This is a genomic window from Paenibacillus sp. J2R1T-4, assembly GCF_059692235.1.
In genome coordinates this window covers 271,009-288,998 of sequence record NZ_JCAUBA010000003.1, presented here as the reverse complement: position 1 = coordinate 288,998, position 17,990 = coordinate 271,009, and the positions used below count along the sequence as shown (strand labels likewise).

The 17,990-nt window shown below is 48.3% G+C and carries 15 protein-coding genes; 11 read left to right on the top strand and 4 right to left on the bottom strand.

The genetic code is table 11. The features are described from left to right. Positions 1–54 precede the first annotated feature (54 nt). The 11 genes from AC58QD_RS08100 (at position 55) to thpD (ending at position 10,123) form a co-directional block, all read left to right on the top strand. A complete protein-coding gene (locus tag AC58QD_RS08100; protein WP_497331869.1) occupies positions 55–990 on the top strand; it encodes an NAD-dependent epimerase/dehydratase family protein in 936 nt (311 codons plus the stop codon). Then, entirely contained in the window at positions 987–2,072 is a 1,086-nt protein-coding gene (locus AC58QD_RS08095; RefSeq protein ID WP_497331867.1) for an acyltransferase family protein, read from the top strand. The genes AC58QD_RS08100 and AC58QD_RS08095 overlap by 4 nt, the downstream gene beginning before the upstream one ends. A gap of 251 nt (positions 2,073–2,323) precedes the next feature. Further along, the gene (locus AC58QD_RS08090; RefSeq protein ID WP_497331865.1) at positions 2,324–3,301 is read left to right on the top strand and encodes a DUF6612 family protein; all 978 of its coding nucleotides are present in this window, start codon (positions 2,324–2,326) and stop codon (positions 3,299–3,301) included. A gap of 591 nt (positions 3,302–3,892) precedes the next feature. Beyond that, entirely contained in the window at positions 3,893–4,798 is a 906-nt protein-coding gene (gene ehuB, locus AC58QD_RS08085) for an ectoine/hydroxyectoine ABC transporter substrate-binding protein EhuB (protein WP_497331863.1), read from the top strand. A gap of 5 nt (positions 4,799–4,803) precedes the next feature. Next, positions 4,804–5,466, top strand: a complete 663-nt coding sequence (ehuC, locus tag AC58QD_RS08080) for an ectoine/hydroxyectoine ABC transporter permease subunit EhuC (protein ID WP_497331861.1) — start codon at positions 4,804–4,806, stop codon at positions 5,464–5,466. Between the two features lie 3 nt (positions 5,467–5,469). Further along, positions 5,470–6,120: an ectoine/hydroxyectoine ABC transporter permease subunit EhuD gene (gene ehuD, locus AC58QD_RS08075; RefSeq protein ID WP_497331859.1), complete on the top strand. Its 651-nt coding sequence runs from the start codon at positions 5,470–5,472 to the stop codon at positions 6,118–6,120. An 18-nt stretch (positions 6,121–6,138) separates the two neighbouring features. After that, positions 6,139–6,960, top strand: coding sequence for an ectoine/hydroxyectoine ABC transporter ATP-binding protein EhuA (gene ehuA / locus AC58QD_RS08070; protein ID WP_497331857.1), 822 nt, complete (start codon positions 6,139–6,141; stop codon positions 6,958–6,960). A 4-nt stretch (positions 6,961–6,964) separates the two neighbouring features. After that, positions 6,965–7,489 carry a diaminobutyrate acetyltransferase gene (gene ectA, locus AC58QD_RS08065; protein WP_497331855.1) on the top strand — a complete coding sequence of 175 codons (525 nt, stop codon included), beginning with the start codon at positions 6,965–6,967 and terminating at the stop codon, positions 7,487–7,489. Then, positions 7,486–8,769, top strand: a complete 1,284-nt coding sequence (gene ectB / locus AC58QD_RS08060) for a diaminobutyrate--2-oxoglutarate transaminase (protein WP_497331853.1) — start codon at positions 7,486–7,488, stop codon at positions 8,767–8,769. Before ectA ends, ectB begins: the two co-directional genes overlap by 4 nt. A gap of 33 nt (positions 8,770–8,802) precedes the next feature. After that, positions 8,803–9,189 carry an ectoine synthase gene (locus AC58QD_RS08055; protein WP_497331851.1) on the top strand — a complete coding sequence of 129 codons (387 nt, stop codon included), beginning with the start codon at positions 8,803–8,805 and terminating at the stop codon, positions 9,187–9,189. Positions 9,190–9,247: 58 nt separating this feature from the next. Next, the gene (gene thpD, locus AC58QD_RS08050) at positions 9,248–10,123 is read left to right on the top strand and encodes an ectoine hydroxylase (RefSeq protein WP_497331849.1); all 876 of its coding nucleotides are present in this window, start codon (positions 9,248–9,250) and stop codon (positions 10,121–10,123) included. 504 nt (positions 10,124–10,627) lie between these two features. Here thpD and AC58QD_RS08045 read toward each other — a convergent pair. From AC58QD_RS08045 to AC58QD_RS08030, 4 genes are all read right to left on the bottom strand, one after another. Continuing rightward, complete coding sequence (locus AC58QD_RS08045; protein WP_497331847.1) at positions 10,628–12,412, bottom strand: ABC transporter ATP-binding protein; 1,785 nt, start codon at positions 12,410–12,412, stop codon at positions 10,628–10,630. Continuing rightward, the gene (locus tag AC58QD_RS08040; protein WP_497331845.1) at positions 12,409–14,154 is read right to left on the bottom strand and encodes an ABC transporter ATP-binding protein; all 1,746 of its coding nucleotides are present in this window, start codon (positions 14,152–14,154) and stop codon (positions 12,409–12,411) included. Before AC58QD_RS08040 ends, AC58QD_RS08045 begins: the two co-directional genes overlap by 4 nt. Before the next feature lie 229 nt (positions 14,155–14,383). Next, positions 14,384–15,268, bottom strand: coding sequence for an AraC family transcriptional regulator (locus tag AC58QD_RS08035; RefSeq protein WP_497331843.1), 885 nt, complete (start codon positions 15,266–15,268; stop codon positions 14,384–14,386). Between the two features lie 119 nt (positions 15,269–15,387). After that, on the bottom strand, positions 15,388–17,940 hold the full coding sequence (locus tag AC58QD_RS08030) for a hypothetical protein (protein WP_497331841.1): 2,553 nt from the start codon (positions 17,938–17,940) through the stop codon (positions 15,388–15,390). Between the last annotated feature and the right edge of the window lie 50 nt (positions 17,941–17,990).

Below are 17,990 nucleotides of genomic sequence, written 5' to 3'. Positions count from 1 at the left end.
GAAGAGACGTGTAGGACGGACAACACGGTCTCAGACGAAGCGAGGGAAATCAGTATGAAAGTACTAATAACAGGGGGCGCTGGATTCATAGGGTCTCATGTAGTGGACCGGTTGATCTGGGAAAGAATAGAGACTATAGTCGTGGACCATTTGGCAGGACCTTCAGGCTCCTCTAACGTTAATGCCCATGCGGTCTTATACACGAACGATATTCGCAGTGAGGCGCTAGGTGAAGTGTTCGCTCGGGAGAAACCCGATGTGGTGATTCATATGGCCGCTCAGATTGATGTAAGACAATCGCAACGGAATCCAGTACTGGACGCTGATGTGAATATTATAGGAACATTGAATGTGCTTCGTCAGTGTGTGAACCATCAAGTGCGCAAGCTGGTGTATGCATCCTCGGCCGCCGTCTATGGCCAACCTCACTACTTAAGCATCGACGAGTATCATCCTCTTGGTCCGCTGTCGTGTTACGGGATATCCAAAAGTGTTCCGGAGGCGTACATCCGACTTTTCGGCGAAATGCACGGGCTTGCGTATACGATCTTACGGTTTGCCAATGTCTATGGTCCGCGCCAAATCGCAGAGGGTGAAGCCGGAGTAGTCTCGATATTCCTCGATCGACTGCTGCGGGGTGAACGTCCGGTTATATATGGCGACGGAGAGCAGACAAGGGACTTTGTGTACGTAGCCGATGTGGCCAGTGCTGTTGTCAAGGCCATGACAAGAGCAGATAACGAGACGCTTAATATAAGCTGCAATCAACCCACATCGGTGAATGAGCTGGCCGACGTAATGGCCAGACTATTACACCGAACGACGAACCCCTTGTACGACAAGCCTCGAACAGGCGATATCACGAATAGCTTTTTGAACAACAGGAGAGCAATAGAGCTGCTGCAATGGAATCCGCAATATACATTGGAGGATGGACTAGAAGAAACGATTGCTTACCGCATGAAGGAAGACGGAGCGGTTGTGTCATGACACGGCCCATCAACGCGGAGATGTTCGTTCTGCGAAGCATCGCATGTCTGAGCATTGCCCTTCTGCATGCCTTGTATAGAGTCTACGATGATGGAACCGAATGGGTGGAATGGGTTGGTTTGCTGCTAACGTTCGGAACGCCGGTGTTCGTGTTCATCTCCGAGTATGTGCTGTCGTTTGCTTATCCGCAAGGCAGTCCGAGGGGCTTCTGGGCGAAGAGAGTCAAATATATCCTGCTTCCTTATCTCTTCTTTGGAACCTTTTATGCCTTTTTGAAGGGGCTCGATATGTCCGTAAGTGAGAGTGTGCCGATTGTTGAGGCGATCTGGTACTACTTATGGCGCCATCTCCTGCTAGGGGACTTTCACGGGTACTTTATTCTGGTTATATTTCAATTCTATGTTCTACATTCCTTGTACCAGATTTATGCAAGCCGGTTCTCGCCGCGTTCCGTAATGTTAGGGTCGCTAATCATTAACATCGCTTATTTGGCCTTCTTCAACCTCACCAGTCCTGCAGATACGGCAGCTGCCCGATATGTATGGGATAAAATGTACTGGATCTTCTTCCCGGGTTGGCTTGTTTATTTCTCCGGCGCTTATTATTTGGGACGCAATGAAGGTTGGTTCCGCGAGCAATTGAGGAGATTCCGATGGTGGGTGTACACGTTGCCCGTAGTTACAGGGGCTCTTGTGCTGCTCGTGCATACATCAGGCTGGATTACAGCGCATTCTTCCAAAAGAGTGGATATGCTGCTGTTCACATGCAGTATGATCCTGTTGTTATTCGCTACTGCTTCTACAATGCGACGTGTGCCTTTTGTGTTGGAAACGGTCAGTCGTTATTCATTCGGCATTTATTTGGTGCATCCTCTGCTGCTCGTAATATTCGCGATGATGCCTGAATCGTTAGGATTGCAGAATCTAGGGTTACTCAGTGTAGGGTTGCAATTTGTTGGCTGTGTGGCTGGTTCTATGATTATCGCGAATATTGCCAATCGGATTCCAGGAGGGGTCTATGTGGTTGGGAGAATTGGAATTTCAATCAATCATAATAAGAAAATCACAAGGCTCCGTAGTTGAATATGGGCTCAAAGGGAGCTTGAAGGCCGGGATTGATCGGAGCAAGGCGACAGCGTTCGCTCAGGCATATGGAAGTTTGCAAGGTTAAGCATCAGCACAACAGGCTGCCGACATGGCAGCCTGTTGTGCTGTATAGATCCCAAGCATAATCCTAAAGCACTATTTTAGTGGGACTTATTGGATTTTAAAGAAGGATAATCCTACTTTCGACACGAATACTCTCCCTTACGATAATTACAAGGAGGATTGCTATGAAGTCGTATTGGAAAGGTTTTTTGTCTGGAGCGGCGGTGTTATCGGTGTTACTGGGCGGCACGTTCGTATATGCTGCAGGCGGGACGACGATCGAAGTGTTTTTCAACAATATCAAGATTATGGTGGATGGAACGGAAAAAAAGCCGGAGGAGGGGAAACCATTTATTTATGAGGGAAGCACCTATGTTCCGTTGCGTTTTGTCAGTGATGCACTTGGCAAGGAGGTAGGTTGGAACGAGCAGACCCAAACCGTCTGGATCGGCAAACAGGAGGAAAACATTCTCGCACAGTCTAAAGAGGCGCAGAACTGGTTGAAAAAAAGCATCGATCAAACGAGCAAGCTCCAAAGCCTCTCCCTGCAAATAAAAGCAAACACGCTTGGAGGCAAAGACGACGGTTTTCAAATAGGAGTCAGTTCATCCATCAAAGCCGATGTAATTCTGCAACCTTCGCTTACATTAAAGGGTGAAAATGAGCAAACCCTATTCGGTGTGCCATTTCCAGAGCAGTTCTATTATACGGATGGTATCATGTATTCTAAATTTAAAATATGGGAGGCGAGCAAGAAGAGTTTGACGGACTTGGTCCCAGAGCAGATATATGATCCGAGCAAACTACTTGAGCTTATGCTCGCCGCCTCGGCAGATGCCCGAATGAATACTTCTAACGAGGGAATTGAAGTGCAAATCGGCGGATCTGGCGAAAGGTGGGGTCCTATGGCTAGACTGTTCTTAACGGAGAAAGATTTGGCTGGCGAGGTTGTTTTCCATGAGCTCAAGATGAGTCTAGTACTAGACAAGGAAACGGCATTGCCGAAAACACTTAATGTTGCTTTGAAAATTACCACAACGGAAGTAGAGGATGATGAATCATGGGATGTGAATACTTCCATCAGCATCCAGTACGACCAATATAACGGGCATAAGGAACTTATGGCACCCGCCGATTTGAAGCTCCAACCTGAAATGAAATAAAAGACCAACCAATAAAAATGAATGGGTATAAAGGCTAATGAGTAGCGATCGATATGATTCTACTCTATTTTCCAATTTTGGTGGATAGGGCCAGAACATAATTGGATCAATGTTTACTGTGCTTTCGAGAATGGCAGGATGGAGGGGTCTATGTGGTTGGGAGAATTGGAATTCCGCTAAGGAGTAATAAGAATTAATTATAATAGGGTTGTCTTAATAATTAAGATAAATCGATAGTACTAAACATAAACTAAACTTATACCCATAAAATGTAAACCTTGTTTTTGCTCAATTTCAGTTAAATTAACCAAAAAAGTCATAAAACAGTGATGATAACAGTAGTTATCATCATTTTTTGTGTATTATTACAATTTTTCTTAATAAATCGTTAAAAAACTGATTTTTTAGAATATGGAAGGATCGGAGAGGAACTGGGAGCATTTAATTGGATATGTCTGCTAATTTTACGGGATCAATGGATAGGGGGGCTGAGAGGCTTTCAGGAGGGATTCTCAGGGGTGAGATACAATGCTGATCATGTTACCCTTATACGGGGCCCCAAAAAAATAAGACAAAAAGGGAGTTTTCAAATTGAAGAAGTTGTTTTCGTACGCGCTATGTTTCACGCTGGCGATGGTCTTGCTGGTGGGCTGTGCATCCGGAAGTGATAGCGGCCAAACAAATGCAAACGGTGAAAAGCCAACCAATCAGGAAAACCTACTTGAGAAAGCACGAAAGCAAGGCTTTGTTAACGTTGGATTCGCGAATGAGAATCCTTACGCCTATGCCACTCCTGACGGTAAACTGACAGGAGAAGCGGTAGAGGTGGCAAGAGTCATCTTGAAAAACCTGGGGATCAAAGAAATGAACGGCGTTCTGACGGAATTCGGCTCATTAATTCCAGGACTGAAAGCCAAACGGTTCGATATTATTACAGCAGGAATGTTTATTAATCCGACCCGAAGCAAGGAAGTAAGCTTCGCTAATCCCGAATACAGTATCGGGGAAGCGTTGGCTGTTGAGAAGGGAAATCCGAATAAATTAATGAGTTACGAGGATATTGCAGCTAATAAAGAGATCAAAGTTGCGGTTATGGTGGGAGCAATCGAAAAGGAATATTTGACCAAAGTAGGCGTGCCCGAGAACCAGATCGTAACCGTGCCCGATCAACCATCTGCGATCTCCGCCTTGCAAGCAGGGCGCGTGCAAGCTGTGACTATGACAGGGCCTGCGCTGCAGGCGATGTTGGATTCCGCTAAGGACAACAAACTGGAACGGGTCGCTGATTTCAAGCAACCGAAGATTGACGGGAAAAGCGTCAGAGGTTACGGAGCAGCAGCCTTTCGCAAAGAAGATACGGCTTTCAGAGAAGCCTTCAATAACGAGCTGGAAAAGCTGAAGAAATCTGGGGAGCTTCTGGAGATTCTGAAGCCCTTCGGGTTCACCGAACAAGAACTGCCTGGTGATATGACAGCAGAACAGCTCACAGCAGAGTGAGCGGTATGAGCTTCGGAGAATTGCTAGTTCAATTCGCCCCCTCTCTGCTGAGGGGAGCTCTTGTTACATTGCAGATTACACTTTTCGGGCTGGGGTTGGCGCTGATTATGGCTTTTCTAGCCGGTCTCGCCAGGCTCTCGAAGCATCGAGCTGTTCGCTTGGCAAGTGCAGTCTATGTGGAGGTATTTCGAGGCACCTCCTTGTTGGTTCAATTATTCTGGTTATATTTCGCTCTGCCTATGCTGTTGGATATCCGGATATCGGCGATGATGGCTGCGGTTTTGGCGCTTGGTCTCAACTATGGCGCTTACGGCTCGGAAGTGGTGCGCAGCTCGATACTAGCGGTACCGCGCGGCCAGTATGAAGCGGCTATCGCTTTGAATATGACACCTTGGTCCAGAATGCGCCGTGTGATCCTGCCTCAGGCAATCGTCCGAATGCTGCCTGCCTTTGGTAATTTACAAATTGAATTGCTTAAGGGAACATCGCTGGTCTATTTAATAACATTAATGGATTTAACGTATCAAGGTATGGTGTTGCGCACGTATGACAGCTCGAAGACACCTGAGATTTTTGCAATGCTGCTTGTGATCTATTTTGTGCTAGCCTACTCCTTAACACTGATCGTTCGTTTTGTAGAACGCAGATTAAGCAAGGGGAGGGTTTAGAAGATGTGGGATTGGAATTATGCATTAGAGATTCTTCCTCAGCTATTAGCCGTATTGCCGATCACGATTGCTGCAACCTTGGCAGGCTTTGCGGTAGCTGCTGCAGTTGGCTTGCCTCTTGCTTTAGCCAGAAGATCCAGATTTAAGCTGCTCTCCTACACCGCAATGGCTTGGATCGAGTTTATACGAAGCACTCCATTACTTATCCAACTATTGATATTGTTTTACGCGCTGCCGCTATATGGAGTAACGTTGTCCCCTTTTACAGCGGGTGTAATCGGATTAGGGCTTCATTACAGCACGTATATGTCGGAAGTATATCGCTCAGGCATCGAAGCCGTTCCGAAAGGACAATGGGAGGCTGCGACCGCGCTTAATTTCAACAAAAAGCAAACATGGATTCGGATCATTCTACCTCAAGCTTTACCCCCGATTATTCCCGTAATGGGCAACTATTTGATTACCATGTTCAAGGAAACCCCCATTTTATCGGCTATTACATTAGTAGAGCTGCTGACAACAGCCAAAGCGATCGGGTCGGGATCATTTAAGTATATTGAAGCTTTTACACTGCTCGGGGTGCTGTTCTTTCTGCTTAGTTATCCTTCATCCTTACTGGTCGGAAAGCTCGAGAAGCATTTCCAAACAAAATAGGAGGGAAGGAGCATTCATATGAATAAACCAGTCGTAAGCTATCGGAAAGTGAGTAAGTCGTTCGGATCGGTCCATGTTCTGAATGAAATTGATCTGGATCTGTATCCCGGTGAAAAGGTGGCTATTATTGGTCCGAGCGGCTCAGGCAAAACGACCCTTGCCAGGTTGTTAATGACCTTGGAAAGCCCGACATCCGGCACGATTGAAGTAGATGGGGAGCCATTGTGGCACCGGGAAGTGGGCGGGAAGCTCGTTCCGGCGAATGAGAAGCATTTGCATATGGTACGCAGCAAGATCGGAATGGTGTTTCAGCATTTCAATCTGTTCCCTCACATGAACATCCTGCGCAATGTAACAGAAGCCCCAAGGCAAGTATTAGGAATGAGCCGTAAGGAAGCAGAGAAAGAAGCGCTTGAGATGTTAGAGAAAGTAGGCTTGTCTGACAAAACGAAGGAGTACCCGTCTCGTCTATCGGGCGGTCAAAAGCAGCGGGTTGCGATTGCCAGAGCGGTTGTGATGCGTCCTAAGGTGATGCTGTTCGATGAGGCCACCTCTGCCTTGGATCCCGAGTTAGTCGGAGAGGTGCTCACGGTTATCAAGGATCTTGCCGCTGCAGGGGATATGGCGATGATGCTGATAACACATGAGATGGATTTCGCGAGAGAAATAGCGGATCGCATCATCTTCACAGATGGTGGGTCGCTTGTGGAGCAAGGAACACCAGAGCAAATATTCGAGAATCCGCTAAGCCCCAGATTACAAACTTTCCTAAGCCGTTTTAGACAGACTTGGTATATGGGCGGAGCTTCAGAGGCATCCATTGCGGTAGAAAAGGGGTGACACCATGCATCATGAGGATCAAACAGCAGACCCATGCCATTATCGCCAGCCGGGTATTCATGATGGCAAGGCAATCTGGCAATTGGCGGTGGATAGCGGCAAGCTCGATATCAATTCCGCGTACTGCTACATTTTGCTTTGCGAATATTTTGCAGATACATGCGTCGTTGCTGAAGTAGACGGGAAGATGGTCGGGTTCGTCACAGGGTACTATCCACCGGGCAAGCCGAAGACTCTTTTCGTATGGCAAATAGCGGTTGCTTCTGCACACAGAGGGGGAGGGATCGCCGATGGACTTCTTGAGCATCTGCTTTTCAGCCCGAGCGGCAGACGTGCCCAGTTCATCGAAACTACGATATCGCCGAGTAACAAAGCTTCATTACGCTTATTTGACAAGTTAGCGGTAAAGCTTGCCGCTCCTAGTATTACAACTCAAGGCTTCTCCGCCTCTCTATTCCCGAATGGAGTTCACGAAGATGAGAATCTGATTCGGATAGGACCATTAAAAGAACGGGGGACGTACAAATGAAAGTATTGGATCAGAACGCAACATCCTTGGAAGTATTCGAAACGTTGGAATCAGAGGTTAGAAGCTACTGCAGATCGTTTCCCACCGTATTCACCCGTGCTTCCGGATATAAGCTATGGGACGCCGCAGGACGGGAATACATTGATTTCTTCGCTGGAGCGGGCGCTCTGAACTATGGACATAACCACCCGGGAATGAAACAGAAGCTGATCCAGTATTTGCAGGACGACGGGATTACACACAGTCTGGATATGGCTACGGAAGCGAAGGGGAACTTTCTTCAGCGATTCCAGGAAGTTGTTCTTCAGCCCAGAGGGCTCTCATATAAGGTCATGTTTCCTGGGCCTACAGGAGCCAATTCAGTAGAGAGTGCGCTTAAGCTGGCTCGTAAGGTTACAGGCCGAACGACGGTTATGGCTTTCACCAATGCTTTTCACGGCATGACACTGGGTGCTCTATCTGTAACGGGCAACAAATTCAAGCGTAAAGGAGCGGGAATTCCGCTGCATCATACCGTATCGATGCCTTATGACGGATACCTGGGTACCGATATCGATACACTCAATTATATCGAGAGCAACATTCAGGATAGCGGGAGCGGGATGTCACTTCCAGCAGCTGTCATTGTGGAGACAATCCAAGGTGAAGGCGGGATTAATGAAGCAAGTGTCGCGTGGCTGCGCCGTCTGGAGGGCATATGCAAAGCGAACGAGATTCTGCTTATTGTGGATGATGTGCAGATGGGCTGCGGTCGAACGGGTACATTTTTCAGCTTCGAGGAAGCGGGCATAAAGCCGGATATCATCTGTTTGTCCAAGTCGATAGGCGGCTACGGTATGCCGATGGCTTTAACTTTAATGAAACCTGAGCTGGATATATGGGAGCCGGGTGAGCATAACGGAACATTCCGAGGGAATAACCTCGCCTTTATTACAGCGGCAGAAGCTCTGCGCTACTGGGAGTCTGATGAGTTTTCCATCGGCATTAAGAAAAAGGGCGAGCTGTTGAACCGCCGTTTGCATCAGCTAGTCGCTCAGTTTCCCAGCATGCAAGGCAAGGTGCGCGGCAGAGGGCTGATGCAGGGCATTGCCTTCAGTCGGGTCGGACTGGCCGAGCGTATATGCGCCTATGCTTTTGGCAGAGGGCTGATCATGGAAACATCAGGCACAGACAGCGAGGTTGCCAAGATTATGCCGCCTCTCATCATTGAGGAATCGGGCCTGCAGCATGGACTCGATATTCTACAAGCGAGCATGAGGGATGCGGCGGAAGAGCTGTAGGCGGTAATAAAAGTGTAAAAGGAGGATGCGTACATGATCGTCAAGCATTTATCGGATATTATTGGAACCGAACACGATGTAGATACACCAACTTGGAACAGCAGGCGTCTGCTGCTTAAGAAAGATGGGGTAGGCTTCTCCCTTCACAACACCATCATCAAAGCAGGGACCGAGACCGAAATCTGGTACAAGAACCATGTAGAAGCCGTCTATTGCATACAAGGGGAAGGCGAGATCGAGGTTCTGGCGGAAGGACGTATTTATCCGATTCAGCCGGGAACGATGTATGTGCTGAACGGTCATGAGAAGCATTTGTTGCGCGGGAAGACGGAGATGCATATGCTATGCGTCTTCAATCCGCCCTGTTCGGGACAAGAGGTTCATGATGCGGAAGGCACTTATCCACTAGATGCAGACTAAGGGAATGGCTGAATAAATGGATAGTATGAATAGTGATGAGAGAGAGGAGTAACAACTTATGAAGACGAAGGACCAAGATCTTTATCCATCCAGGGTTCATCCGGAGCCTCGGTTATTGGATCGTCAGGATCCAGTTGTGTATAACCCTGCTCTTAATCAATCCGAGATTAGCGCAGAGCAGCTTAACTTCTATGAAAAGAACGGCTATTTGTTTCTGGAGTCTTTTTTCAAGGAAGATCAAGTGGCGGCGTGGAAAAAGGAGCTGGCGGATCTATTCGAGGAAAGTAAGGGTCTCAGTAAGCCGGAGGTGATTCGAGAGCCAGGAAACAATGAGATCCGTTCCATCTTTGCTGTGCATCGGGACCATGCGGAATTTGAGCAAATGGCAAAGCATCCGCGTATTCTTGACGTCGTTAAGCAAATTCTCGGAAGCGATGTTTACATTCATCAGTCACGGATCAACTTCAAGCAAGGCTTCACGGGCAAAGAATTTTATTGGCATTCCGATTTCGAAACATGGCATGTGGAGGATGGGATGCCAGGTATGAGGGCGCTCAGCTGCTCCATCTCCTTGGAGGATAATTATGCGGACAATGGGCCTTTGATGGTGGTGCCAGGTTCACATCGCACATTCGTCTCTTGCGTGGGAGAGGCGCCTGAGGAGCACTACAAGTCTTCGCTGCGCCGTCAAGAATACGGCGTTCCGGATCAGGAAAGCCTTAAGCAGCTCGTTGCGGATGGAGGCATCGTGGCACCAATCGGGAAGGCGGGCTCGATCCTGCTGTTCGATTGCAACCTGATGCACGGCTCGAATAGCAACATCACGCCTTACCCGCGGAGCAACGTATTTATTGTATATAATAGCGTGCAGAACCAATTGATCGAGCCCTTCTCCGGGCAGAAGCCTAGACCTGATTATATTGCTGCACGTTGACAACAAAACGTTACTCACTGGAGCAAAATAGGACTTGATACGGGAAATGTTGACTATGGAAGGAAAAGGGTGCAGATACAGTTATCTAGCTAAACAACACGAGAAGGTAACTGCAAAACCTGCAGTTAATTTCACACAATTGCAGTGTATTTGAATTATAACTGTAGAACCTGCAGCTAATTTAGTAGACTTATATCGAGATGAGCCGGATACCATAAATTTAACTGTACGAAATGCAGATAAGTTGGTAAAAGGCCCGAATCCCTGAGGATTAACTGCAGCTTTTGCAGTTAATGGAGAGTCGCGAACACAAAATTTTTGAAGCAATGTGAGCACACGAGCTTTTATGGAGGAATACCTAACTCGTGCGCCGATCTTAACGAACTCAACCTCTGGAGATATTCTCCAGAGGTTGTTGGCGATCAGAAAGTTTGGTGGACCCGCAGGTTTCCCTTATACGTGTATAAATTCAGCAGTATAACCTAGTCAAAATCTTGAATGCTATTAGGCCATCCGCTCCAATTGTTCCTCCGCCGGAGACTCTTCCCCTTGCCACAACAGCTGCATCTCTGTACTAGTTGCCAGCAGCTCGGACAGAGTACCCTCTGCTTCAACCCGACCGTCCTTTATCACAATAATATGATCCGCTTGCGCCAGTGCCGCTCTGCGATGAGATACGGCGATACATGTGACGTCGCTTTCCTTGAACAGCCGCTCCCACAGCAACTTCTCCGTTTCTACGTCGAGCGCACTGGATAAATCATCAAAGATTAAGAGGTCCGAATGGGTCATGATCATTCGAGCGGTGGCTGCGCGTTGAATTTGACCGCCAGACAACATGACACCCCTCGGGCCAACAAAAGTATCTAACCCATGCTCGAGGTCTTGAATATCTTTTTCCATAACGGCTAATCGAACCGCGCGGTCGATCTTGGCCGGACTAGCTTGACTGCCTTGAATGATGTTCTCCCGGAGCGGATCGCTGAACAGACGCGGCACCTGTGGAGTATAGGCTGTTCTTGGGGGCACCAGGAATGCGGCTGGATCGTGGACCAGATTCCCGTTCCAATGGATGGTCCCGCTCCTTAGGGGTAAGAGTCCCAAGAGCGTTCGCACAAGGGTCGATTTACCCGAACCGATTCTCCCGGTGATGACCAGGAATTTCCCGCGTTCTAGACGGAAGCTGACATCCGTAACCCCGTTAACGGAATTGGGATACAAATAAGAGAGGCCTTTCACCTCAAGGGTTCGCAGTTGTTCGTCCACGTTCTTGTCAGAAGCTGCTACATCCGGCGGGTCGCTGAAAAGGTGGATCTCACTGTGTTCCACAATGCGATCTTTCTCGTTCGGGCGTAACAGAACCTGCATCCGGTCGAGTGATACTCGCAATCGCTTATGTTGGAATACCATATAACCGAACAGCGAGATACTGGAAGCAAAGGTAGCCAGATACGACGTAAAAAGCGCAAAGTTGCCAACGGTGAACTGTCCTGTCTGCATCTGAGAAGCGCTCATCAGTAGAATGACACCTGTACATATATTTAAGACATGCTGATTCAACGACCTCATTAATTGTTTGAACAGATTATCTTTGAGGGCTGCTTGCCTGCGAGCTTCATTCAGCTTTAAAAACCGGGATCGAACATTCTCCTCCGCTTGCCCTAGCTTAATAGCTTGGATCGCGCCAAAGGTTTCTGCAATAAATCCTGTAATCCTTCCAGTTGCTTCACGGTTTAACTGACTGTATCGCCTCGCCCGATTGCCCGACAGGTTGTTTAACAGGGTGATGATCAGAAGGGGGAGAATAGCGACAGCGGTTATTTGCCAATTAATTCGAGCCATAATGACGATGGAAATAACGGCAAACGCCAAACGCCCCCAGAAGTCTACCCATGATTCCACATATTCTACAACCTCATCCACGTCTTCCCGAAATCGGCTCATGGCTTCACCAGGAGATGCTGGAAGGTTACGGCCAGGCCAACGCATGATGCCTGCAAGCAGGTTGGTACGCAGGATGGCCTGGATGTGATAGAAATACGTGACCCATTTGTAAAATGCGATGAAAAACATCCCTACCCTAGTTATCCTGACAAGGGCAACAGCCAGAAGGGGGATCGCTAGCCAGAGGTAATTGTGGGATTGATTGGCAGCACGATCAAAGAACCACTGCATACCGAGTCCAATAAGTACCGGCATAGAATGGAAGACTCCCCATAATAGTCCGTTTATAAGAAAGAGAGACAGGCGAAATTGCATTAAACGCACAATAAAACGGCTTACGGTCATGCTAATTCCTCCTGTCTATCCGTTCTAAGAAGCTCCGCATAGCGAGATGACGGATCCTGTGACAAGCTCTCCCTTGAACCAAACTCCAGAATACGTCCATCACCGAGAACCATGATTTTGTCTACTTTTTCGAGGGTCGACAAGCGGTGTGCAATCACAACCCCGGTGCAGCGTTCCATCAGTTGGTCGACAGCTGCATGTAGGTTGGCTTCGGTGGCTGCATCAAGCCGCGAGGAAGGTTCATCTAATATGACGAGGCTAGGTCGTGTCAGGAAGACTCGCGTCAGAGCAAACAGCTGTGCCTCTCCGGCAGAAAGCGATGCTCCTCCCGATGACAAATGAGTATCTAATCCCTGCGGTTGACCGTCAATCCATGGTCGCATTCCTAGTCTCTCAGTGGTTGCTAGTATCTCCTTATCCGATATTCGGTTGTCGAACAGAGTGAGATTATCTCGGAGCGTTCCATCGAATAATTGCACATCCTGCGTGACCATCCCTACTCGACGATAAAGGGCTTCTAACCGGAATGTCCGAATATCCACGCCGCCGACCCGAATGGTGCCGCTGTCGATGTTATATAAACGGAGCAATAGTCGGCTGATGCTGGACTTGCCGCTGCCGGTACGCCCTACAATGCCCAGTCTTTCTCCAGGCTGCAGCGTGAAGTGGACGTCGTGAAGCACGAGCTTCCCTTTGTTATAACTGAAATTCACATGCTCGAATTCCACGCCGAGAGCTCCGTCGGGAAGCGCCTCTTCCTTCCCCTCAACAACCTCACTCCGCAGGGAGAGAATTTCATGGGCACGGCGCATGCCGGACTTTGCTCTTTGGAATTCTTGCATCTGATTGCCTAGCTGTTCTATGGGTTCGTTCAACATTTGGGTGTACTGGAACAGGAGATACAGGGTGCCAAGAGTTACCTGACCGATCAGGTACAAGTGAACGCCCATCAGTAAAACCACCGTTACAGCAATGGTGAATAAGATCACAGTTGTGTTCCATGGAACCACTCGAAGCATCCATGCTCTGAGACCTCTTTGGAATACGGTGCGCATGGCGCGATGGAATCGGTTCATGACATACGGGACACTTCCGTTCGTCTGCACATCTTCTATGCCTGCAATCCGTTCTTCAATAAGGCCGTATAAGGCAGCGCTCGCTCCGCGTTCTGCCTGTGAGGTAGCTACGCCCAGGTTGCGAATGATGATCATGACACCTATAGAAATCAAGGTAAACAGCGTCATGACAGTGGCAATGGGCCAGTTGGTAGCAAACATGAATCCGAGAATCCCTGCTAGAAGAATGAAGCTGCCTACAATCTGGACGATGAACATGGCAAAAAAATTCGACATGTTATTGACGTCCCCATCAATGCGCTCAATCATTTCACCAGGTGTTTTGAGATTATGAAAACGCATATCCAACCGAAGGCAGTGTTGGAGTAAATCTGCTCGAAGCTTATTGGTAGCCCGCCAAGCCACATCGTTCCCGATGTAACTGAGCGACACTGTGATGATTTGGTTGCAGACAGCAATGGCAAGGTACCAACCGGCAAGACCCAGCAGACTCGTGACGGCTCCTTTAGCAGAAGCTGTATCAATGAAGCGTTGGACGATCTGCGGATTGATGAGTTGGAATGCGGTTGTGGTTAACAGCAGCATCAATAGGATGAACATTCGCCCTTTGACGGGAATAAGGTAGCGAAGCAACCAGGACATCGATAATGGCTTGTGCGGCGACAACTATTAAACCTCCTGACGAAACCAACAAGTTCGTGGTTAATGAATGACATACATAGTGGGGTCTTGGGAAAAACAAAAAACTCCAGGCTTCACCGCCTAGAGGGACGTGTGCTCAAAAAAGATAATAATTAATTACTATCATACACTAAAGCTATGGCGGTAAAAGGGAGAGATTAAGTATACAGAACATTCTTACCAACGAATGGTTGATCCGTTCCGTAGTCGGACGTTAATGCTGTTGCAAATACTGCTGAAGATGCAATTCACGGTATTGTGTTGGCGTAATCCCTTGCAGTTCCTTGAACACTCTTGTAAATGTTCGTGCATGCTCAAAACCTACTTCGAACGTAATGTCAACGATACTCATTGTTGTAGTCGCCAGCAAACTGGTAGCCATACCTACCCTTAAAGAGTGGAGGTAATCTGTTAGTGTTTTTCCCACGTGCTGTTTGAATATGCGGCTGATGTAGGATGGGTTCAAATTGAACTCGTCGGCTAGTTGCTTAAGCGTAATTTCCTCTTGGAAATGAAGATGCAAAAATTGCAGCAGCTCTAATGCTTTATCCTTAGACCGTAGTGTGAGCGGAGTTTTGGGTGCGGCTGGACGGCTTGTTCGAACCAAATAAACGAACGCTTCGAGGAGTTTGGACCGCAAGACGGTATCCTGCCCGAATTGTTCGCTTTCATATTCCTGTTTCATAGAGATGAATGTTTGTTCCATAATGACGGTTTGTTCTTCATCCAAATCATAATGGGAAGGTATTTCTTTACCGGTTTGGAGTAAGGTATTCGCAAGCTCACGATCGGACGGGCTGGAAAACAGCAGTTGGACGTCGAACATACAGTTGTATTTATGGACATTAGGCTGGTCGAGTTGAATTTCATGAATGTGATGGGGCAGCAGGAAGGATACGGTTCCACGCTTGAACCGGTGAGGCTTGCCATTTAATATTTCCGTTCCGGTTCCAGCCAGAACCAGACTTAATTCTGCAAAATTATGGTGGTGAAGCGGGTAATTATACTGCATATACTTTTCCATGATGAAGATCGGAAGCCGGCTTTTTCCGTATTGATTATGAGTCAAAACATCTTGGTATACAGGAGAATAGGTCATATCGTCACCCGCCTGATCATTTGTCAACATTGTATCATAAAACGATTCCGTGCAGGTCGGCCGAAAGCCGCAAAAAAAACGGACCTCTCTCTTCAGAGAAGATCCGTTTTTCAATCTCATTAAAAGGAATAACGCCAGAGCTCGGTATCGTTATGTTTATAGTACAGATTGCCGTCTTCGTCTGCCGTCAGCATGTCAGCTCCGTTAGACTGTAGAATCGTGACCACCTTATCTGATTTATTGATCTTGAATAAATACTTGTTGCCGATCGTTCCATACAGGGAATTCGGGTCCTTCTGGACCGCGACGAGATCCGCATCTCGATATGTTCCGCCGGAGTAACTAACATCGGCAAATTTCTGTTCCACATATTCGAACGTGTTAGTCTCAGGATTGAATACGAACAAATAACCTTCGGCGAAGCCCCACAGTTTGCCGTCAACCAACTCCAGCTCCGTAATGGCAGTCAGCTTCTTGCCGCTAGCAGTAAGAGGCAAGCTGTACTCGTCTGTTTTGGTTCCGGATGCCGGATCGTACACGAACAGCTTCGCCTCTGTTTGCGACGGCGTACTCTCTAATCCGCCGCGAATGGTCGAACCGCCGTACAGCTTGCCATTATAATAGGCGAGCGCGACGATACTCTGGTCCGCGATAATGTTCTTGTGCACGGTTGTTGTACCAGTCACGTAATCGAAGACGGATAATGCTCCTTCTCTCGCTCCGGTTTTCCCGGTCGTTCCCATGAACACTTTATTGTCTCCATAGGCAATCGCTTTGGGGCGATCTTGATCATATCCCGTCGTGCTGATCCGCAGCTTCGGGTTGACGCCAGGTAGCCAAGGCTGATCAGGATCATATTCATGCAGATGTCCTCCGGGATAAACAGCCAAATACAACTTGCCGTTGAATGAGGCCATTTTGTCAATCTGCGTGATCGGGGCATATACGTACTCGGGCTGCTTATCGTTCGCGTCTCCGCGGAAAGGACGATATATGCCTAGATTGCCGGTCAAATAAGCGCTAGTATAGATGTTGCCGTCCGGGCCAGTTGCGATACTGTTAATCGCTCCAGGTATGCGCGGAGAGCCTTCCACATGCGCCATACGGAATGATGCATTATTAGGGTTATATTTCATCAAAAACGTTTCGTTGTTCGTGGAGCAAAGGGCGATAAGAGTCTCGCCAGGATAGTTCACCTGATCCTCAAGCGTGACCCAACCGAAACGCTGAACGCGTCCAGGTACCGTAAGTCCGAGTGGTACTACGGTTTTGGATGCAATGTCGTATCGGGCCAATTTGCCGCCTTGGATTAAGTAGACGCTGCCATCGCGTTCAGGCGATACCCTTGGAGTTGTACCGGTAATCGCGGCCTCTTCGGTCGTAACAACTGAACCATCCGGTTGTACCTCGACATGGAGGACGACCACGTAACCTCCGATCGAAACGAATACGCGATCCCCTTCATATTCAACCGCTCCGGCCAACGTAATTTTGGAATATGCCGCCGGCAATATATCCGTCTTGGTTCCGGTCGCATGGTCATATCGGACGATTGATGCGTTTACGCCAACAGCCAGATAGGATACATCGTGAACGGCGTCGTGAGCTAATGCTCTGACATAAGTGATGTTGCGCCCAGGCGGCTGATATATCGGTTTGCTGCCGATCTGGGAGAAGCCGCTGGCAGGATCGTATTGGAAAAAGCCTGCGTGGCCGTAGGTTCCGCCGTATACTTTACCATTCCTGCCCGTCGCGAGATCATAGACGTAAGATTCGTTCGCAATCGCTTGACCGAGATCTGTCATGTTCGTTTCTCCGGGTACATATTTGTACATTCTTCCGTTCGCGTAGGCACCCAGGTAGACGGTTCCGTCTGTTGCGGTTGCGGCAGCCCAGACACCAGTCGGTTTGGCGCTCGCCCCCGGAAGCGTTACGGCTGTTGTCACGCTGTCTGTGTCTGCGTCGATCACCTGCATAATCGGTAGATCATTGGCATTTCCTGTCACAACGGAGTAAATTTTATCTTGATTGCCTCCATTACCGAATGTGGAGCCAAGCGGGGCAGCGCCGCCTACTTGGACGCCGAGATTCGTATAATCTTTAGTGAAGCGTATATGGTCCCAATAGGCTGTGCCTTCGTTTTTCTTGCTTGAGTGGAGATGAACCGAAGCATGGGTTGTTCCGGTTGGTGCAGTCTTGCTCACCCGAATGGTTCCCCAGTTCCCGTTCGGCGTTGCGGTCGAATAAGCCTCATCCAGCAGCTCACCGCTGCCGTTGTAGAAGCGTAAATACAAATCAGCCTCTCCGCTTTCCACCCGAACGTCAGCGAATGTCACATAAGTTACGCCTGCTTCCGCCGCCAATCTTTCGCTTTCCAGACCATAAGCACGGGATTTTTTGGCATCGTAAATTCGTACACTCTGTACCCCGTCACTGGCTTGATCACTTGTAACACTAATGCTGCTGTCCTTGTCGTCCTGGTCGTTGCCATTGTCTTTGTCGGTTGTTTTCGTCCAACCTAACAATTCCTGCTCGAAGCTGAAGTTCGCCACCTGGATATCAGCCGCTGCAGCAGAATATCCGAAGCAGGAGACAGCGATCAGGACCGCTATTATCGACGCTGGCAGTTGGCGGAGCAGAAGGAGCTTCTTCGTCTTTCGTGTGTTCATCATATATTCCTCCACTATCAGGATGAATGCTTGTTGTCCGATGACAACGACTC

Coding starts and splice junctions, on each gene's coding strand:
- AC58QD_RS08100 (WP_497331869.1), top strand. CDS start 55: ATGAAAGTACTAATAACAGGGGGCGCTGGATTCATAGGGTCTCATGTA.
- AC58QD_RS08095 (WP_497331867.1), top strand. CDS start 987: ATGACACGGCCCATCAACGCGGAGATGTTCGTTCTGCGAAGCATCGCA.
- AC58QD_RS08090 (WP_497331865.1), top strand. CDS start 2,324: ATGAAGTCGTATTGGAAAGGTTTTTTGTCTGGAGCGGCGGTGTTATCG.
- ehuC (WP_497331861.1), top strand. CDS start 4,804: ATGAGCTTCGGAGAATTGCTAGTTCAATTCGCCCCCTCTCTGCTGAGG.
- ehuD (WP_497331859.1), top strand. CDS start 5,470: ATGTGGGATTGGAATTATGCATTAGAGATTCTTCCTCAGCTATTAGCC.
- ehuA (WP_497331857.1), top strand. CDS start 6,139: ATGAATAAACCAGTCGTAAGCTATCGGAAAGTGAGTAAGTCGTTCGGA.
- ectA (WP_497331855.1), top strand. CDS start 6,965: ATGCATCATGAGGATCAAACAGCAGACCCATGCCATTATCGCCAGCCG.
- ectB (WP_497331853.1), top strand. CDS start 7,486: ATGAAAGTATTGGATCAGAACGCAACATCCTTGGAAGTATTCGAAACG.
- AC58QD_RS08055 (WP_497331851.1), top strand. CDS start 8,803: ATGATCGTCAAGCATTTATCGGATATTATTGGAACCGAACACGATGTA.
- thpD (WP_497331849.1), top strand. CDS start 9,248: ATGAAGACGAAGGACCAAGATCTTTATCCATCCAGGGTTCATCCGGAG.
- AC58QD_RS08045 (WP_497331847.1), bottom strand. CDS start 12,412: ATGACCGTAAGCCGTTTTATTGTGCGTTTAATGCAATTTCGCCTGTCT.
- AC58QD_RS08035 (WP_497331843.1), bottom strand. CDS start 15,268: ATGACCTATTCTCCTGTATACCAAGATGTTTTGACTCATAATCAATAC.
- AC58QD_RS08030 (WP_497331841.1), bottom strand. CDS start 17,940: ATGATGAACACACGAAAGACGAAGAAGCTCCTTCTGCTCCGCCAACTG.